General features: G+C 39.1%; 16 protein-coding genes. 2 read left to right on the top strand and 14 right to left on the bottom strand.

What is annotated here, in order from left to right; all coding sequences use genetic code 11:
* Positions 1-212: 212 nt before the first annotated feature.
* The 8 genes from J8L71_RS12750 to argC form a co-directional block, all read right to left on the bottom strand.
* A complete protein-coding gene (locus tag J8L71_RS12750) occupies positions 213-725 on the bottom strand; it encodes a hypothetical protein (protein ID WP_211000867.1) in 513 nt (170 codons plus the stop codon).
* A gap of 1,014 nt (positions 726-1,739) precedes the next feature.
* Positions 1,740-2,273: a hypothetical protein gene (locus J8L71_RS12755; protein ID WP_211000868.1), complete on the bottom strand. Its 534-nt coding sequence runs from the start codon at positions 2,271-2,273 to the stop codon at positions 1,740-1,742.
* Positions 2,274-2,288: 15 nt separating this feature from the next.
* Positions 2,289-2,483, bottom strand: coding sequence for a hypothetical protein (locus J8L71_RS12760; RefSeq protein ID WP_211000869.1), 195 nt, complete (start codon positions 2,481-2,483; stop codon positions 2,289-2,291).
* 290 nt (positions 2,484-2,773) lie between these two features.
* The gene (argH, locus tag J8L71_RS12765; RefSeq protein WP_211000870.1) at positions 2,774-4,639 is read right to left on the bottom strand and encodes an argininosuccinate lyase; all 1,866 of its coding nucleotides are present in this window, start codon (positions 4,637-4,639) and stop codon (positions 2,774-2,776) included.
* Between the two features lie 51 nt (positions 4,640-4,690).
* Positions 4,691-5,893 carry an argininosuccinate synthase gene (locus J8L71_RS12770; RefSeq protein WP_211000871.1) on the bottom strand — a complete coding sequence of 401 codons (1,203 nt, stop codon included), beginning with the start codon at positions 5,891-5,893 and terminating at the stop codon, positions 4,691-4,693.
* The gene (locus tag J8L71_RS12775) at positions 5,890-6,822 is read right to left on the bottom strand and encodes an ornithine carbamoyltransferase (protein WP_211000872.1); all 933 of its coding nucleotides are present in this window, start codon (positions 6,820-6,822) and stop codon (positions 5,890-5,892) included. Before J8L71_RS12775 ends, J8L71_RS12770 begins: the two co-directional genes overlap by 4 nt.
* 7 nt (positions 6,823-6,829) lie before the next feature.
* Positions 6,830-7,597, bottom strand: a complete 768-nt coding sequence (gene argB / locus J8L71_RS12780) for an acetylglutamate kinase (protein ID WP_211000873.1) — start codon at positions 7,595-7,597, stop codon at positions 6,830-6,832.
* The gene (gene argC, locus J8L71_RS12785; protein ID WP_211000874.1) at positions 7,598-8,608 is read right to left on the bottom strand and encodes an N-acetyl-gamma-glutamyl-phosphate reductase; all 1,011 of its coding nucleotides are present in this window, start codon (positions 8,606-8,608) and stop codon (positions 7,598-7,600) included.
* Between the two features lie 224 nt (positions 8,609-8,832).
* Between argC and argE the strand changes: the two genes are divergently transcribed.
* A complete protein-coding gene (gene argE, locus J8L71_RS12790; protein WP_211000875.1) occupies positions 8,833-9,984 on the top strand; it encodes an acetylornithine deacetylase in 1,152 nt (383 codons plus the stop codon).
* 65 nt (positions 9,985-10,049) lie between these two features.
* Here the strand turns inward: argE and panP are convergent, their stop codons facing one another.
* Positions 10,050-11,678, bottom strand: a complete 1,629-nt coding sequence (gene panP, locus J8L71_RS12795; protein ID WP_211000876.1) for a pyridoxal-dependent aspartate 1-decarboxylase PanP — start codon at positions 11,676-11,678, stop codon at positions 10,050-10,052.
* A 266-nt stretch (positions 11,679-11,944) separates the two neighbouring features.
* Between panP and J8L71_RS12800 the strand changes: the two genes are divergently transcribed.
* A complete protein-coding gene (locus J8L71_RS12800; protein ID WP_211000877.1) occupies positions 11,945-13,828 on the top strand; it encodes a GGDEF domain-containing protein in 1,884 nt (627 codons plus the stop codon).
* Here the strand turns inward: J8L71_RS12800 and J8L71_RS12805 are convergent.
* The 5 genes from J8L71_RS12805 to mpl are packed head-to-tail and all read right to left on the bottom strand — an operon-like array spanning position 13,825 to position 18,164.
* Complete coding sequence (locus tag J8L71_RS12805) at positions 13,825-14,490, bottom strand: SAM-dependent methyltransferase (RefSeq protein ID WP_211000878.1); 666 nt, start codon at positions 14,488-14,490, stop codon at positions 13,825-13,827. The two genes, J8L71_RS12800 and J8L71_RS12805, sit on opposite strands and share 4 nt — an antisense overlap.
* The gene (locus tag J8L71_RS12810) at positions 14,490-15,257 is read right to left on the bottom strand and encodes an ABC transporter permease (RefSeq protein WP_058548677.1); all 768 of its coding nucleotides are present in this window, start codon (positions 15,255-15,257) and stop codon (positions 14,490-14,492) included. Before J8L71_RS12810 ends, J8L71_RS12805 begins: the two co-directional genes overlap by 1 nt.
* Positions 15,258-16,187 carry an ABC transporter ATP-binding protein gene (locus J8L71_RS12815; protein WP_211000879.1) on the bottom strand — a complete coding sequence of 310 codons (930 nt, stop codon included), beginning with the start codon at positions 16,185-16,187 and terminating at the stop codon, positions 15,258-15,260. It abuts the gene before it with no gap.
* Entirely contained in the window at positions 16,187-16,807 is a 621-nt protein-coding gene (locus tag J8L71_RS12820) for a flavin prenyltransferase UbiX (RefSeq protein WP_211000880.1), read from the bottom strand. Before J8L71_RS12820 ends, J8L71_RS12815 begins: the two co-directional genes overlap by 1 nt.
* Position 16,808: 1 nt before the next feature.
* A complete protein-coding gene (gene mpl / locus J8L71_RS12825; RefSeq protein ID WP_211000881.1) occupies positions 16,809-18,164 on the bottom strand; it encodes a UDP-N-acetylmuramate:L-alanyl-gamma-D-glutamyl-meso-diaminopimelate ligase in 1,356 nt (451 codons plus the stop codon).
* Positions 18,165-18,323 lie beyond the last annotated feature (159 nt).

Below are 18,323 nucleotides of genomic sequence, written 5' to 3' on the forward strand. Positions count from 1 at the left end.
CAAAGTGGATATAGCAGCGGCATTAAAAGGTATAAGTGAGGTGTTTCTGTTAGAGGGTCCATAACTATACTTAATGTATGTGAACCATCATAATAAATGAAAGCTGTGCCTACTATTATCCGGCTTATTAATACTGGTTGATAAGTTGTACAAAAAGACAATAAGAAAAAACCACCTACGTTGTACCCTAAATCTTATGCCCCCAAAGAATATCAGTCACTTTGTTCGAATCTCATAACACGGCTCACCAACTTATCAGTAACATGCACTAACATTAAAAAATCTTTTTTAATAAAAAAAATACTAACCATAATGACATCCATAATATTGATAACAACTGTGTAAAAAGACCAAAACCACCAAGGTGTGTAATTACCACGTACAAACACATCTATGTGCATAGCTAAAAATAACAACGAATTGATACTCAAGCCAAATAATAGGTAAGTAGATATGCGCTTTTCAGGTAGATAATACCGCAGAAATAAAATAAAAAATAAAGTGATTACATCATAGCAAAATAGCTCTATGTAACTAAAATTGTAAATATTTATAGTTGTACTTAAGCAGTAAGAAACCACCATAACTAAAGATAGCCACACAGCCTGTTTTTGTGGATTATTTATGCTAGTGGCTAATGAATACAAAAAAGCCATTAAAAAACCCCACTGCACAAACACACCGATATAAATTGATACTTCTGGAGAGATTAAAAGATTATCCATCAGTGTAATTCCTCAGCACATAGCAAGCGGATAAAGTTTTTGAAATAAATAATTTTTAAAAATCTTTATTTATAAACAGTACTAAAATCATGATTAAGCCAGAGATGGCCACAACTGATGAATACAACCTCCCAAGCCACCAATAGGTTTAATTATATAAAATATTGGTATCTAGATACATGCTTAGGGCTAAAAAGGTGTTAACGCTAAGGCCGATGATTAAGTAAGCATAAGCTGTCGTTTTCTCTTTAATAAAATAACGAAGGGTTACATAAACTGCTACTAAAATAGCTATATGTTAAAGGGCAAAATCTAAATAAGTAACCATTTGAAAGTTTGTGAATATCCAAAGTAAGCAACCCATAGCCATTATACTCGAAAGTACAACAAAGTCTTTGAAGGAATTATTAATTGAGGATACGAATGAGTATAAAAAGGCCATAAGAAACCCCCACTGCACAATGAAGCTTAATACATAAGCGAAATCGAAGTTAGAGGTTACATCAAAAATAGCCTTGTTATTAAAGCTCAACCACACTTATAGCTTCTCACTAAATCGATTAATCTTTAGTTGATTGAACACTAGCGAAAGCATCATTAAAACATCAATAATATTCACACCGATGGAGTAGACACTCCAGTACCACCATGGCTCATAGGTATACAAAACGTATATGTCATAATACAAAATCAATGTAAGTACAGCATTACTTATTAAAGCCAGAACGAGGAACTGAAAAACTTTAGTACGTTGTAAAACAATAAAGTGTTGTAAAGTGAACAGCGCAATAATTGTAACAAAGTCGTATAAAGCCCAATTAAGATATAAGTTATCTAACAATTTTACATAGCTGCTAACAATATATGAGCAGAGCATTAGCACAGACAAATAAACAGGATACTTATTTTCTTTGTTTATGCTGGAGACTAAACAAAAAAGGAAGGCCATTAAAAAGCCCCATTGAGAGAAAGCCGCTACATAATCCATCAGGGCTTCAGATAAGTACATTTGAGCTAAGTTGCTTTGCGGGTATCGTTTGACTTGAAGTAGTTGAGGACTTTGCTTTTTAACTTGTGAAGACCAAGAAAGTCTCTATCAACGATAAGAGCTACAACCATTAGTAAGTCATTTGCTGTTACAGAAAATGTATATATATCCCAAAAAAGCCAAGGTTTTTGGTTATTATATATAAATACATCTAAATACATAAACGCAGCTAAAATCATATTTATCGATAAACCAAGAATTAAATACAAAAAAGAAGCTGTTGTTTTACTAAATATCTTTAAAGCAAATATAAGAGATAAAATAGTAATAAAATCATGTAATGCCCAATCAAGATATGTCGTATTATAGTAAGATATCCAAGTAAAAAAATAATCGGTGGCAGTATATGAAGCCATCATTATAAATGAGCTAAATAATAAAGTAGTTTCTCTTTTAACTCCCAAGCTATAAACGAATAAATTAAAGAAAAAAGCCATCAAAAAAGCCCACGTAACGAGGGCTGATAGAGAGAAGTAACCAAAAAATTCAGCTAAAAACATTTATTACCTTAATAATCATTTAGGGCGAGGTTTCAAAATTGTATTGCCACGCTCTAACTCAGCACCACTAACGGCTCTTGCTTCTTGAGAGATACTCACTGTATCAGATTGCAGGGTTTTAGGGCTAGCAGTTTGTTCCGTTGCAGGCTGTAATTGTTGTGTTTTATTGTATGCTTGCATTTGCAGTTGGTTATTAGCTGAAATTTGCATGTAATTGTTCCTTATAAATTTTTAATATCTTTTGGTGCAACTTATAGTCACGCCATCATGTAGGTAATTGCATTACCTGTTTTAAGCGGTGATAGCTATTTTTTGCTATCTACTTAATAAAAAGCAACCAACGTGCCAATATTTTTTGACATCTAAAAAAACACGCTAATAACATCCATTTATTAAAACTAATCTAAAACCTTAATTAAACCCCAATCCAACCTGACCAACGCGTTATACACATAAAAAAACGCACAGGGGTAACCGTACGTTTTTTGTATCCAGGGAGTTTAAGCCACGTATTTACACGGGATCTCCGCACGTGTACTTGGCTTCAAAATATATTCCATCGCAACTTCGTCACAGTTTTCTTTACGAAGGCAAAGCTCGCAATCTTTCATTACTTTTTCAGGTAATGATTCTTTGCTACAGAAAGTAAAACGTTGCTGCTCAAAAAAGTCTGGCACTCGCGTTAATACAATCACGCGATTAAGCGCCAATTTTTTGGCTTTTGTTAATAAGTGATCTACAAGCTGCCTGCCCTGCCCAGATACAGCACTTTTAGGGTCTATACCTAAAGAGCGTATTTCAGCAAGGCCAGTGTCGTAAATATATAACGACGCACAGCCAGACACCTTTCCATTTATTTCAGTTACCGCAAACTCGTTAATAGAGTGCACCATGTCGCTTTTAGCGCGAGGTAGGTTTTCACCTACGGTTGCCCAGTGCTGAATAAGCCTAGCAATATCTTCAACATCATCTAAATTTGCATCACGAACCGTTATTTGCTGTTTTTTTTTGGCTTCTTTAACAGCATTCGTTACTTGTTCAATAGAGGTACCGCCAAGCGCTTGACGTGCTTTAATACAGGCATCTATTTCAAGTACTGGGTAAACGTCATCTTCAAATACGTCATTAACCGATTTGTACTGCTCAAGTGAAAGCTCCTCTAAGGTTTTACCTTCACTAATGGCAAGTTGCACCAGCACACCAACAATGTGATGACCTTCTCTAAATGGCACACCTTTAGCAACCAAGTAGTCAGCGAGTTCTGTTGCATTAGCGTGGCCACCTTTTGCCGCGGCCAACGTTTTATCGCCGTTTACTTTTACGCCTTTAATACATGCTTGTGCCATATGAATACATGCAAGCCATGTTGGCATAGCATCAAATAAGCCTTCTTTGTCTTCTTGCATATCTTTATTGTACGCAAGAGGGAGTGCTTTTAGGGTCATCATCATGGCACTAAAAGCGCCAAATACACGGCCAGTTTTACCACGAATAAGCTCTAATGCATCTGGATTCTTTTTCTGCGGCATTAAAGATGAGCCTGAGGTAACATTATCTGCAAGCTCAATAAAGCCGGCTTCACCCGAGTTATAAAAAATTAAATCTTCAGACATACGTGATAAATGAATCATCGAAATAGACGCACAACTTAAAAGCTCGACTACAAAGTCTCGATCAGATACACCATCAAGGCTATTTTTTGTCGCGCCTGTAAAACCTAAGCCATGCGCTAAAGCTTGGCGATCAATTGGGTAAGCTGTACCGGCTAATGCACCACTGCCAAGCGGGCAAAAATTAAAACGTGCTTTGGCATCTTGTAGGCGGCTTTCATCACGTTCAAGCATTTCTACGTAGGCCATACACCAATGACTAAACAATACAGGTTGAGCACGTTGCAAGTGAGTGTAGCCAGGCAAAATAGTACCCAGTTCACGCTCTGCAAGGGCAACAAATTCAGCTTTTAATCCGGCAATAGAACCAAGCAAATGATCGGCAGTATCGCGGCACCATAATCTAAAGTCGGTGGCTACTTGGTCATTACGGCTTCGGCCTGTGTGTAACTTTTTAGCTAAATCGCCTACTTTTTCGATTAGTGCAGCTTCAACGTGCGAGTGAATATCCTCAGCACCTGAGGTTGCTACAGCTTGTGGATCTGCTTTTACTTCTTCAAGTAGTTCGCTTAATGCTGCTACTAATTTTGTATGCTCGTCACTTGAAAGCACATTCACTTGCTCAAGTGCGCCTGCCCATGCCACAGAGCCAATAATATCTTGCTCTGCTAACTGGTAATCGAACGGAAGTGAGTCGTTAAATTGTTTAAACGCCTCATCTGGACCCGTAGAAAAACGTCCGCCCCATAATGCCATGAAATCTCTCCAAACCCTGTAATGCCCCTTTTACAAGGGGCTATAAATAATTTACTTTTTAGCCATTGCTGAAATTCTGCTCGAAAGCGAGAATAAACGAATAAAGCCTTCAGCGTGCGATTGGTCATACACATCATCTTCACCAAAGGTAGCAAAGTCTTCGCTGTATAAGCTATTAGGTGATTTTTTCTGGACAGCTGTCACTTGGCCTTTGTAAAGCTTAAGTACAACTTCACCCGTTGCTAGTGTAGACAGTGCTTCTGCGCCCGCTAAAATAGAATCTTTAAGAGGTGTAAACCAACGACCATCATAAACTAAGTGTGAAAACTCACCGCCCAGTACTTCTTTCCACTTACGGCTAGATTTATCAAGTACTAGCTCGTCAATGGCTTGCAGTGCCGCCATAATAACGGTGCCACCTGGTGTTTCGTAACAACCGCGCGATTTCATGCCGACTAAACGATTTTCTACAATATCTACACGGCCAACACCATGTGGTGCTGCAATATCGTTTAACTTAACTAAACAGTCGTAAGGTTTAAGCTCTTCACCATTTACCGCAACCACTTCACCTTCAATAACAGTAAGCGTTACATGCTCTGCTTTATCAGGTGCTTGCTCTGGAGAGTTAGTCCAAGTCCATACTTGGTCGCTCGGCTCGCACCATGGGTCTTCAAGCTCGCCACCTTCGTGCGAAATATGCCATGCGTTAGCATCACGGCTGTATATTTTTGTTGCAGAAGCAGAGCACGGAATATCACGCTCAGCTAAGTAATCTAGTAATGATTCACGACTCGATAAGTCCCACTCACGCCATGGCGCAATTACTTTTAAATCGGGTGCAAGTGCTGCAAAGCACGATTCGAAACGTACTTGGTCGTTACCTTTACCAGTACAACCATGAGAAAGGGCATCGGCACCTACTCTACGTGCAATTTCAACTTGCGCTTTAGCAATGATTGGACGCGCCATAGAGGTACCTAATAAATAAGTACCTTCGTAAATAGAACCGGTTTTAAGCGTTGGGTAAATATATTCACTTACCATTTCGTCTTTTAAGTCAACTACGTAACACTCAGATGCACCTGATGCGATTGCTTTAGCTTCTACGCCTTCAAGCTCTTCAGCGCCTTGGCCTACATCAGCAACAAACGCGATTACTTCACAGCCGTAGTTTTCTTTTAACCATGGCACGATAGCCGACGTATCAAGACCACCTGAATAGGCTAAAACGACTTTTTTAATTGAACTCATAGGTGTTCCTTAACAAAATTTGGATTTAGTAATGTAACTAGCAGAGCATTTTGCGCATGCATGCGATTTTCTGCTTGTTGAATAATTTTAGATGCTGGGCCATCCATTACCTCAGAGGTAATTTCAAACTCACGGTGTGCCGGTTGGCAATGTAATACCGTAGTCGCACCTGTTTGATCTAGCAATGCTTGGTTTAACTGATAAGGCATATACTTTTCTTTTACAAGCTCAAGTGGCGTGTCATCCCCCATTGAAACCCACGTATCGGCGTAAACAACGTTTGCGCCAACAGCCGCTTCAACTCGGTCGCTTACCATTACTGATGCGCCATTCATTGCTGCTATTTGTTCAGCCTTTTTAAGAATTTGCGAATCAGGCGAGCTGCCTTTTGGCGTTACTGCCACAAAATCAGTACCAAGCGTTGCCGCTAATAGCATAAGTGAGTGAGTTACATTATTGCCCTCACCTAAATAAGCGACTTTAAGCTCGCTCACATCGCCATGTACTTCTTGAAGCGTTAAAAAATCAGCCAATGCTTGGCATGGGTGATATAAATCACATAAGCTATTAACCACAGGTACAGAAGAGTATTCACCTAGTGTTGTTAACGTGCTGTGCTGATTAACACGCGCGACAATACCATCAGCCCATGTAGAAATATTAAGTGCGAAATCTTTTACAGACTCACGTGCGCCCATAGCGCCGTTTTGCTGATCTAAATATACAGCGTGACCACCTAAACGATTAATACCAATATCAAACGATAAACGCGTACGTAAACTTTGTTTTTCAAATAACGTAACAACTGACTTGCCCGCTAATACTTGGCTGTATTTTTCTGGATTTGCTTTTAAATCACGCGCTAGCTTTAGTAAGTTAAGTGCGCCTTCTTGGTCTAATTCTAGACCCGTTAAAAAATTATCTAACATGGTAACCCTATGGTGTAATCTTTGTTCCGACATGCTCGCCTTGTAGCAAAGCAGTTAAGTTTTCTGGCTTTTGCCAACTGGAAATATACACACCTCGTCGTAAATGTTGGGCAGCGTGTAGGCTGGTCTTCACTTTGACCTCCATTCCGCCCAAAATTACTCCTTCATTAATTAAAGTATCAATGTGTTTTGTGTCAAGTTGATGTAACGGCTGCTTATTTTTATCAAGCACTGCTTCTACATCTGTCATAAATATAAGTTCTGCGTTTAAGTTGCTGGCAATCGCTGCTGCAGCTTCATCGGCATTCACGTTGTACCAATTACCTTGCTCGTCAAATCCGATTGAGCTCACAATAGGTAGACGGCCAACTTTGAGTAAATCGGTAACGATAGAGTCATCATTACTTTTACATTTGCCTACTTGGCCAAGTGCTTTTAACTTTTGCGAGGCCATAACCCCAGCTTCATAAAGACTTAGCCCAACTGGTTTGTGCCCAGCATTTATTGCTTGGCTTACAAGTTGTTTATTAGCACAGCCAGCAAGTGCGCCTACAATGTACGGCATTTGCTCTTTTGGGCTAATACGCAGGCCCTGATGTTTTGCACTAGCAAAGCCTGCCTGCTTTAGCCATGTATCAACTAAAGAGCCGCCTCCATGCACAATGACAAACTCATCATTTTGCTGTTCATTTAAAACATCAAATAAAGCTTTAGCTGCATTTTCTATATTAAGTACAGCACCACCCAATTTAATTACCCACGTTTTTTTGCTCATTTAAAACGCTCCTTTTAAACCAGTAGTATGTTTTAAATTCATTGATAAGTTGATGCACTGTAATGCTTGGCCTGCTGCGCCTTTTAATAAATTATCAATAGCAGACATAACGATTAACTGCGTTCCTTGTTGTTGCCAACCAATATCCACATACGGTTGTTTTGCAACACCTTTAATAGACGGTATTTTATCGCCTAACAAACGAATTAATGGCTCATCAGCAAGTACTTTATAAGCGTCTAAAACGTTTTCCTTGGTAACGTTTGGCTTAAGTTGTACATAAATAGTTTCTAAAATACCGCGCGGGAAATTACCTAAATGCGGAGTAAATAACACTTTATGACCTAAGTGCTGTTCAATCTCTGGACCATGGCGGTGGTTGAATAACCCATAAGGAGCCAGTGATACTTCACAAAAGTGAGTGCCTACGCTTGCTTTACGCCCTGCTCCCGTTACCCCTGATACAGCATTAATAATAATATTTTCATCACTTAATAAATCGGCTTGTTTAAGAGGCTTTAGTGCATTAAGTGCCGCAGTTGGATAGCAACCTGCAACTGCAACGAGTTGTGCATTTGCTATAGCATCACTATTCCATTCCGCTAAGCCGTAGGCCGCTTCGTTTAATAGTTCAGGATGTTGATGCTCAAAACCATAGTAAGTAACGTAATCGTCGTTGCTTGCTAGGCGGTAGCCACCTGATAAATCAAATACCTTTTTGCCCATAGCTAAAAATTGGGGGGCTAAATCTACACTAACCTTATGATCTGTACATAAACAGACATAGTCAGCGCTATTATTAATGTCATCAAATGCTGAAGCGCTAAGAGGAAGTAAAGGCTTATCGAGTAAACCTAGGTGCTCAGGATAAAGATCGCTTAGTAGTTTATTTTTATCTAAACTACCTTCAGATACATAACAACCTGCTAATTTAAGATGTGGGTGATTAGCAACTAAGCTTGCTAACTCTGCGCCGCTGTAACCGCTTGCGCCAATAATTACTACATTCATTGATTACTCGTTATTTTAAAATGTGTGATTAATAAATATGTTGTTCGCTTAAATTAGCTTAGACGCTAAATTAAGACTTAATTTAATGAATTTGTAGATTATCGTCGCATTATTATCATGGCGTTACTTTTAATATATTTATGCTTAAAAAGTGAATTGATATTCATCATAAATACTTTTATATTGTTATGCAATTAAATTGAATAATAATTTTGGATTTTTTTATGCCTTTGCCTTCGTTTATTTCTATGTACCAACAGCTCATTGCAGCTCCCTCTATTAGCGCAATAGAAGATACGCTTTGTATGAGTAATAAAAACGTAATTGAACTGCTTGCACAGTGGTGTGAAAGCTTAGGCTTTACTTGTGAAATTATAGAGTTAGAAGGTGGTAAAGGCCGCTATAACTTATTAGCCAAACGCGGACAAGGTGATGGCGGTTTAATGCTTGCAGGACACACCGATACAGTACCGTTTGATGACAGCCGCTGGAACCACGATCCATTTAAATTAACAGAGCATAATAATAAACTGTATGGACTAGGCAGTATTGATATGAAAGGTTTTTTTGCTTTCGTACTGCAAGCGATTAGTGAACTTGATGAAAAGCAACAAACACAGCCAATTTTGATACTTGCCACTGCCGATGAAGAAACCACAATGGCAGGGGCACAGCAAATTTGTAAGCACCCAAATTTAAAACCTGCACGCTGTATAATTGGCGAACCTACTAATATGACGCCAGTATTTACGCACAAAGGTCACATGAGTACTGCAATAAGAGTGGTTGGTCGCTCTGGTCATAGCTCCGATCCCGAACGTGGTCTTAACGCCATTGAAGTCATGCATAAAGTAACTACAAAATTACTAAATTTAAAAGAGCAATTAAAGAATAAATATTCAGTTGAGCACTTCGAAATCCCTTACCCTACATTAAATCTAGGTCATATACATGGTGGCGATAACGCCAACAGAATTTGTGGCTGCTGCGAAATGCACATAGACATGCGCCCACTACCAGGGTTAAGTATAAAAGACTTACAAGCACTGCTTATAGATGCAACTAAAGAGATTAATGATCAATACCCTAATGCAGTGAGCGTTATAGATTTACACGATCCTATACCTGCGTTTAGCGGCAGCACCGACAGCGCCCTAGTTAAAATGGCAGAAAAAATAGCGGGACAAAAAGCGGTTGCAGTAAACTATTGTACTGAAGCACCTTTTATACAACAGCTTGGCTGTGAAACAATCGTTATGGGGCCGGGCTCAATTAATCAAGCCCATCAACCTGATGAGTTTTTAGCAATGGAAAAAATAAACCCATCGCAAAAGATTATCACCGATATTATAAAGGCTAATTGCTTTAACGATTAAAATAATTACGCTTTAAAAATAACAAAGGCGCCAATTGGCGCCTTTGTTTTAGCAACTTCTAAAAGTTACTGCATATATTTGCTTAGGTACTTTTTAAAAACCGGATCTGATTTTGCTAACTCTTTTTGCTCAGCTAAAATTTCTTTCAAAATTTTGCCTGAGGTAAGTGGGTTAGCAAGTACCACCCTAAATACAACTGTAGGCTGATTATCGTATTGAGCGGGTGTTAAACGCGTTCTCGATACAAACGAGCGACCCGATTCACGCTGGCGTTTTTGCATACTAGCAGTAAAACGATTGAGCGATGCAAAAATATCAATCCGTGTTTTTTCATCAGCCTGTGTAATGGCTTGCTTTATTTTTTTAGGCACATAACGATAGGTTAACAAGCACAGTTCTGGCTCTGAGATAAGCTCAAAATCTTCATCTGCTTTTATTAAATCGGCAAAGTAATGCGCTTTTTTAATACTGCGATCAATTAGCATTTCATAGCCTTTACGGCCAATAACGCGTAAGCAAGCATGCACTAACATAGCCATACCTGGTCGGCTACCTTCAAGCGTATGGCTACCTAAATCTTTCGAACCTTTACGCAATATATACTCAGCATGATGCTCAATTGCATCGGTAGCCGCAGGGTCTTTAAACAGCACTAAACCCGCGCCCATGGGTACATACATTTGTTTGTGTGCATCTATGGTAATAGAGTCTGCGCGCTCAATCCCTTTTAAAAGTGGGCGGTGTGTTTGTGATAAAAGCGTCGCCCCACCCCAAGCAGCGTCCACATGAAAGTGGCAATTAATTTCGTGTGCTAAGTCGGCCATATCATCAAGTGGATCTATATTACCGGTTTCGGTAGTACCAGCTACACCCACAATTGCCATGACTTTAATACCTTGCGCTTCAAGCTCTAAAGCTTTTTCACGCATAGCAGCAACGTCAACTTTGTTATTTTTGCAGGTTTTAATACCAATTAAATTTTCACGGCCAATGCCCAGCAAATCAACCGACTTACCGAGAGAGTAATGTCCGCGTTCAGAAATTAATACCGCCAATCCTTTATAACCATAATGTAGCATGCCAGCAATTAAGCCCTGCGCACCAATTCCTTTAAAACTACCTTCAGGCTTTAATAAGCGATTTCGTGCAATCCAAAGCGCTGTGATATTAGCTACTGTGCCACCAGAGCAAAAAGCACCTAAGGATGTTTTAGCGCTGTGCATCCATTTAGAATAAAAACTATCATCTTGCCCGTAAGCTAAATGGTGCATCATCCCAAGTACTTGTCGTTCAAGCGGTGTAAACGCTTTTGAAGTTTCTATTTTTACTAAATTTTGATTAAGACCAACCATTAATTTTGAAAGGGGCAATAAAAAGTGCGGCAATGCCGAGGTCATATGCCCAATAAAGCTTGGCGCAGCCGTATGCACAGAATGGGCAACTAATTGCTCCATAATGTCTTGTGCATAGGCAGATACAAACGTTGGATCTTCTGGGATCACTGCCGATTGAAAGTCTTTTTCAATCTCGTGTAATGGTTTCTCAATTGCCGCAATATTTTCGTTTAGAAATCCTGCTAAATTACTCGAAATTTCAAGCTCAATTTTGCTTAAAGTTGAGTCTGGCGCTTCAGGTACAGTAAATATACGCTTAAGGCTTTCTTTAGAGGCGACGGCACAACGCTTTTGATCCATCTTTATACCTAGTGTGTGTGTAGCTAAAACACGTGTTTATCTATTAAAAATGTCAAACTGAGACGTTATTTTAAGCAACAGTGTTTCTTTAAAAATTGCGCTAACTTTACTGCAATATAACTAAAATGTCTCGTTTAAACCCATAAAAGCAATCAAAGCGGAGGTAAAAAAATGATAATTTAATTAATATCCTACTAAAGCGAATTATTTATTGGGCATTTTTTCATTTTGCGTATAATAAATTTGATAACAAAAAAGGGACACGTATGCTTAAAGGAAGAGTGAAAGTTAGTTGGATTATGGCCGGATTTAGCTTATTTTTAATAAGCTTGCTTACCTATGTTTACTACACCTACCAAACTACACGTGCTGAAATAATGCAATCGGTCGATAATCGTTTACTAAATGCAGCCACCAGCGTTAAACATATTCTAGGCGAAGAATACTTAATTGCTGTAAACGAAGGTGCTAATATAAGTTTTGCTGAGTACCAAACTAAAAGTAAACAGCTTTCTGAATTTTCTCGCGCACTTGATATTGCCTATGTTTATTCAATGATACTAAAAGACGGCAAAGTATATTTTAGCTCATCAAGCTATACCCAAGACGATCAAAATGACGGCAAAGTAACTCAACTTTTAGATCTCTACCCTGAAGCTACCGACGCTAACATTAGCGCTTTTTATTCTACTGAACCCGTGTTTGAAATTTCGAGCGACCAGTGGGGACATTTCAAAACCATTTTTATCCCTTTTGTTGACCCAGTTAACGGCAAAACCTACCTGACCGGTGCCGATATAACTATCTATAACTTAAACCAACAACTTAAAGAAAGTGTATCGAAAGCCGCTGCTATGGCGAGTTTTTTCTTTTTTATCGCTATTTTAGTGGCCGCTATATATGTTTATTTACTTAAACGCTCGCTAGCGACGGATTCAAGTACTGGCTTTTCAAACCATATAGCGCTTGAATACTACATAAAAAAAAGCAATGCTCATCACATGCAATTAGCCGTAATTTGGGTTAATGAAATAGAAGATATAAATAGTTTTTACGGCACCGAAGTGGGTGATAGAGTGATGAAAAACTTGCTCACTCACTTTAAACTGCGCAGCTCTGCAAATTGCTATATATATCGTTTAGCTACCAATAAAATTGTACTACTTGCACCTAAAGAGATGAGCAATGACGAGTTCACTGAATTTGTTAAAACCTATAACTTTAATACGCCCGTTTTAACCGACCCTTTTATTTATATAACTTTATGTGCTGGGATCGCCAGCGGTAACAAATCATTACTACTTGAAAATGCCCATATTGCAGCACTACAAGCTAAACAGGGCCGACACAGTATCGTTAATTACTCAAAAGCCCTGCACGATGTAAAAACTCAATATCAGTACAATGTAGAAATGGCAAAAGAAGTACGCGAAGCATTTGATAACAACCGTATAGTGCCGCACTTTCAGCCAATAGTTGATACAACTACAGATAAAGTTATCCAATATGAATGTTTAGCACGCATGGTAACGGCGCAGGGAGAAATACTAAAACCAGATGCATTTTTGAATGTAGTTACTCGCTCAAGAATGGATGGCTTACTAACTCGTACTATATTTTCTCAGTGCATTAGCCGCTTTAGAAAAACCAACATTTGCTGGAGCCTAAATATAACCGCGCAAGATATGCTTGACCCTAATTTAAGCGAATTCATTGCTTATGAACTTAAACGTTATCCGCATCCAGGCAATATCACCCTAGAGCTTTTAGAAACCCAAGCTATTGCTAACTTTTCAGAAGTAAAAGCGTTTATTGGTATGGTTAAAGCAAAAGGTGTAAAAGTAATTATTGATGACTTTGGTAGCGGCTATTCAAATATATCAAATGTACTAAAACTTGAAGTAGATGGCATTAAGTTAGACGGTGCATTAATAAAGCAAATAGTGAACGATAAAGATATTTACTTATTCATCGAACATATAGCAAGTTTTGCAAACAAATTAGGGCTAAAACTAGTCGCTGAGTCTGTTGAAAACACCACGATAGTCACAGCACTTAAAAAAGCAAATGTGACGCTGATGCAAGGTAATTACTTTGCTCAACCAGCGCCACACGTTAATACTATAACGGAAGAAGAAACAATACTCTAAAGGCCAATAACTAAGCGGTGACTTTGTTGGCCACTGGCCCAGTATTTACGCTCAAAGGGTGTAATTGCATCATCTGACTCATACAATGTTACATCGCAAGGGTTGCCAGTTAATGCAAGGGCCCTTGCAAATTCTTTAACATAAATATCCCAGTTACTGCGTACTTCTAATTGTCCGCCTAGTTTAACAATAAACGGAAAAATAGCCGCACCATGCCACCTGCGCTGGATATGCTTAGATTTAGGCCATGGGTTAGGGTAAAGCAAATAATGATGTGTAGGCTGCCAGTGAGCTGCAACCGCTAAACGCCAAAAGTCGTTCAAATCGGCTTGCACTAAAATATACTGCCCGCTATCTGTTTGCTTGTATTCTACATCGTGCTTATCTAATCGGTGTGACGATTTATCAATACCAATAACCAGTGCATCGGGGTGGCGCTTAGCTAAGTTCGCGCTACTCTCACCTACTCCACAACACGAGTCTAAAATAAGCGGGCCATTAAAGCCCTGCACTTTGGCGTTTACTTCGTCAAACGCTTTTTGAGTATGCTCAGCAATTGGCTTTTTAAACTCAGCGTTTAAATGTTTATTTACTATTTCATCAAGCTTTTCGTGAATACCCGCTTGGTTAGATACAATACTGCGTGAATTTGCATCGCTCATTAGTGTCTTAGCCCCACACCTTTTTTAATTAAAGTAAGCGCTAAAGTAAATAACACCGTAATAAACACTAAAATAACCCCAAGTGCTACGCTTAAATCAACATCTGACACACCTAAAAAACCGTAACGAAACGCATTAACCATGTATATAATGGGGTTGATTTGTGACACATTTTGCCAAAATTCAGGCAATAGTGTAATCGAATAAAATACACCGCCTAAGTAAGTTAATGGCGTTAGTATGAAGGTGGGGATAATGCTGATATCATCAAAACTATTTGCGTAAATCGCGTTAATTAAACCACCTAATGCAAATACAGCTGACGTTAAAATAACCGTCGCCATAATTACGAATATATTGTGTATTTGAATATCAACAAATAACAGCGATACACAGGTCACTATAAAGCCAACCATCATGCCTCGTGTCATACCGCCGCCCATATAGCCAAGTACAATAATATAATTAGGTACAGGTGCAACAAGTAGCTCTTCTATACTTTTTTGAAATTTAGTGGAGTAAAAACTAGAGGCCACATTGGAGTACGAGTTAGTTATGACCGACATCATTATAAGCCCAGGTACAATAAACTCCATGTAGCTAAAGCCGCCCATGTCGCCAATGCGTGAGCCAATTAAATTACCAAAAATAACAAAGTACAAGCTCATCGTAATTGCTGGCGGTACTAGGGTTTGCACCCAAATACGTAAAAAACGAATACACTCTTTAATCCATAAACTTTTTAGCGCTACGCCATACTTAAACATTTATTCGCCCCGCCCTTGCTCTAGTAATCCTACAAATAACTCTTCTAATCTGTTTGCTTTGTTACGCATGCTTAATACCGTATTACCTTGCTCAGTAAGCGCACTAAATACTGCATTTAAGCCTTGTGACTTAGCTACTTCGACTTCCATTGTATGATCGTCCGTCATTGTAAATTTATAACCTGCAAGCGTTACTGGGTTGGCTGGCATTTTTAAATCTAAAATAAAGGTTTCTTTATCAAGCTTTGCAAGCAGCGCTTTAATCGTCGTGTTTTCAACAATGCGACCAGTATCAATAATGGCAATGTTTTTACACAACAGCTCTGCCTCTTCAAGGTAATGGGTTGTTAAAATAATGGTAACGCCTTGCTCGTTAATTTGACGTAAAAAATCCCACATTGAACGACGAAGCTCTATATCAACCCCCGCTGTTGGTTCATCTAGTATAAGTAACTTTGGCTCGTGCATAAGTGCGCGAGCAATCATTAATCGGCGCTTCATGCCACCTGAAAGCGTGCGTGCCTGCTTGTCTTTTTTCTCAAGTAAGCCTAGTTGCTTTAGATACTTATCAGCACGTTTGTGCGCCTCGCTGCGAGTAACACCGTAATAACCGGCTTGGTTAACCAGTATTTGGCCTAACGTTTCAAACTGGCTAAAGTTAAACTCTTGCGGAACTAGCCCTAAATGCGCTTTAGCTGCCTCTAAGTCTGTATCAATATTGTGCCCAAATACCTCAACATTGCCTTTTGTTTTATTAACCAAAGACGATATAACACCTATGGTGGTCGATTTACCCGCGCCATTAGGGCCTAATAAAGCAAAAAAATCGCCCTCATTAACTTGTAAATCAACACCTTTAATAGCCTCTACGCCATTTTTATAAACCTTGGTCAGGCCTTCTATATTTAAAGCAATATTTTGCTTACTCATTATTTACCCTCACCATAACCCCAACGTTTTGTTAGGTTATGTTCAATGTTTAAATGATCTAAAATTCGCGCCACCATAAAATCAACTAAATCTTCAATGCTTTGCGGTTTATGATAGAAACCAGGCGCAGCGGGCATAATAGTCACTCCTAAACGAGATAACTTAAGCATATTTTCCAAATGGATCTCGTTGAATGGCGTTTCGCGAGGTACTAAAATTAGCTGTCCGCGTTCTTTAATAACCACATCGGCAGCACGCTCTAATAAGTTATCTGATGCGCCTACTGCAATTGCCGAAACAGAGCCTGCACTACATGGGCATACTACCATTTTTTTAGGTGCTGCAGAGCCGGAGGCTACCGGACTAAACCAGTTATCTTTACCAAATACTTTTAATTGCTCAGCTTTAGCGTTAAATAACGTGCTTAGCTGCTCTGTTGCTTTGTCTTCGTTGCCTGATAATTTAATGTTTGATTCAGTATCAAGTACCACTCGCGCTGCACTTGATATGAGTACATATACTTGAAATTGCTGTTCAATCAATACTTCTAACAATTTTAAACCGTAAGGGGCACCTGAGGCACCACTAAATGCGAGGGTAATTTTATCTTTAAATTGCACACTATTCTCCGCTGAATTTATTGGATAAACCGTCAACTAGTTGTTGATGTAAACCATTAAAACCGCCGTTACTCATAATTAAAATGTGTTGATTAGGCTGTATGTTTTCAAGCGCTATATCAACAATTGCTTTTGTGCTGTTAATGCATTGCATACCCGCTTTATCTGCTTGCTCTTTCAGTGACCAACTTAAGTTATCTGGCTCAAATAAAAGCACATCGTCAGCATCGCGTAGCGAATCTAGCAATGTATGCTGATGCACGCCCATTTTCATGGTGTTTGAACGGGGCTCTAAAATAGCGATAATTTTTTCATCGCCTACTTTTGCTCGAAGCCCAGCAAGTGTGGTCTTAATGGCGGTTGGGTGATGCGCAAAATCATCGTAAACTTTAATGTTACTTATATCTGCTTTGAGCTCCATTCGCCTTTTAGGGCTAATAAACTCCCCAAGCGCTGCAATACCATGCTCTATAGCAATACCTACATGGCGCGCAGCAGCGATAGCCATAATCGCATTTTTTACATTATGCTCGCCAATTGCCTGCCAATTAACAGTGCCCTGGCTTTCGTTATTTAACAATACATTAAATTCACTACCGTCAGCTTTTAATAACTCGTACGTCCAATCGCCATCAAGTGTTTCACTTTCACTCCATAAGCCTTGGTTAATAACATCGCTAAGTGCTACATCTTGCTGTGGCCAAATAACTTTGCCGCTTTGGGGTAATGTACGCATTAAGTGATGAAATTGTTTTTTAATTGCATTTAAATTTTCAAAAATATCTGCGTGATCAAATTCTAGATTATTTAAAATTAGCGTACGCGGTAAATAATGAACAAACTTACTACGCTTATCAAAAAAGGCGGTATCGTATTCATCGGCTTCAATTACAAAAAATGGAGTTTCGCCCACTTTGGCCGACACACCAAAATTTTGAACTATGCCACCAATTAAAAAACCTGGTTTTAAACCTGCATATTCAAGTATCCACGCCAGCATACTCGCTGTCGTAGTTTTGCCATGCGTACCAGCAACCGCAAGCACCCAAGAGTCTTGCAGTAAGTTATGCTTAAGCCACTCAGGTCCTGATGTATAAGGTAGGCCTTTATCTAACACATACTCTACACACGGGTTACCACGGCTCATTGCATTACCAATTACCACCATATCTGGCTTGGGCTCTAACTGGTTTACGTTGTAACCTTGAGTCAGCTCAATACCTAACTCTTCAAGTTGCGTGCTCATTGGCGGATAAACATTTTGATCCGACCCAGTTACCTTATGGCCAAGTGATTTAGCTATAGCTGCTATACCGCCCATAAAGGTGCCGCAAATGCCTAAAATATGTATATGCATAACTTTTATTTAATCCTTCACTGCTTTGCACGTCTGCAAATTTAATGGCGCTATAATGCCAAACTTCGCGCTTAGTTACTATGCACGTATACACAATTCACTAATGCCTAAATACGGAAAATCTATATTTATTTGTAAATCTTTACAGCGAATACATAT

Source organism: Pseudoalteromonas sp. MMG007, assembly GCF_018100985.1.
Classification (GTDB): domain Bacteria; phylum Pseudomonadota; class Gammaproteobacteria; order Enterobacterales; family Alteromonadaceae; genus Pseudoalteromonas.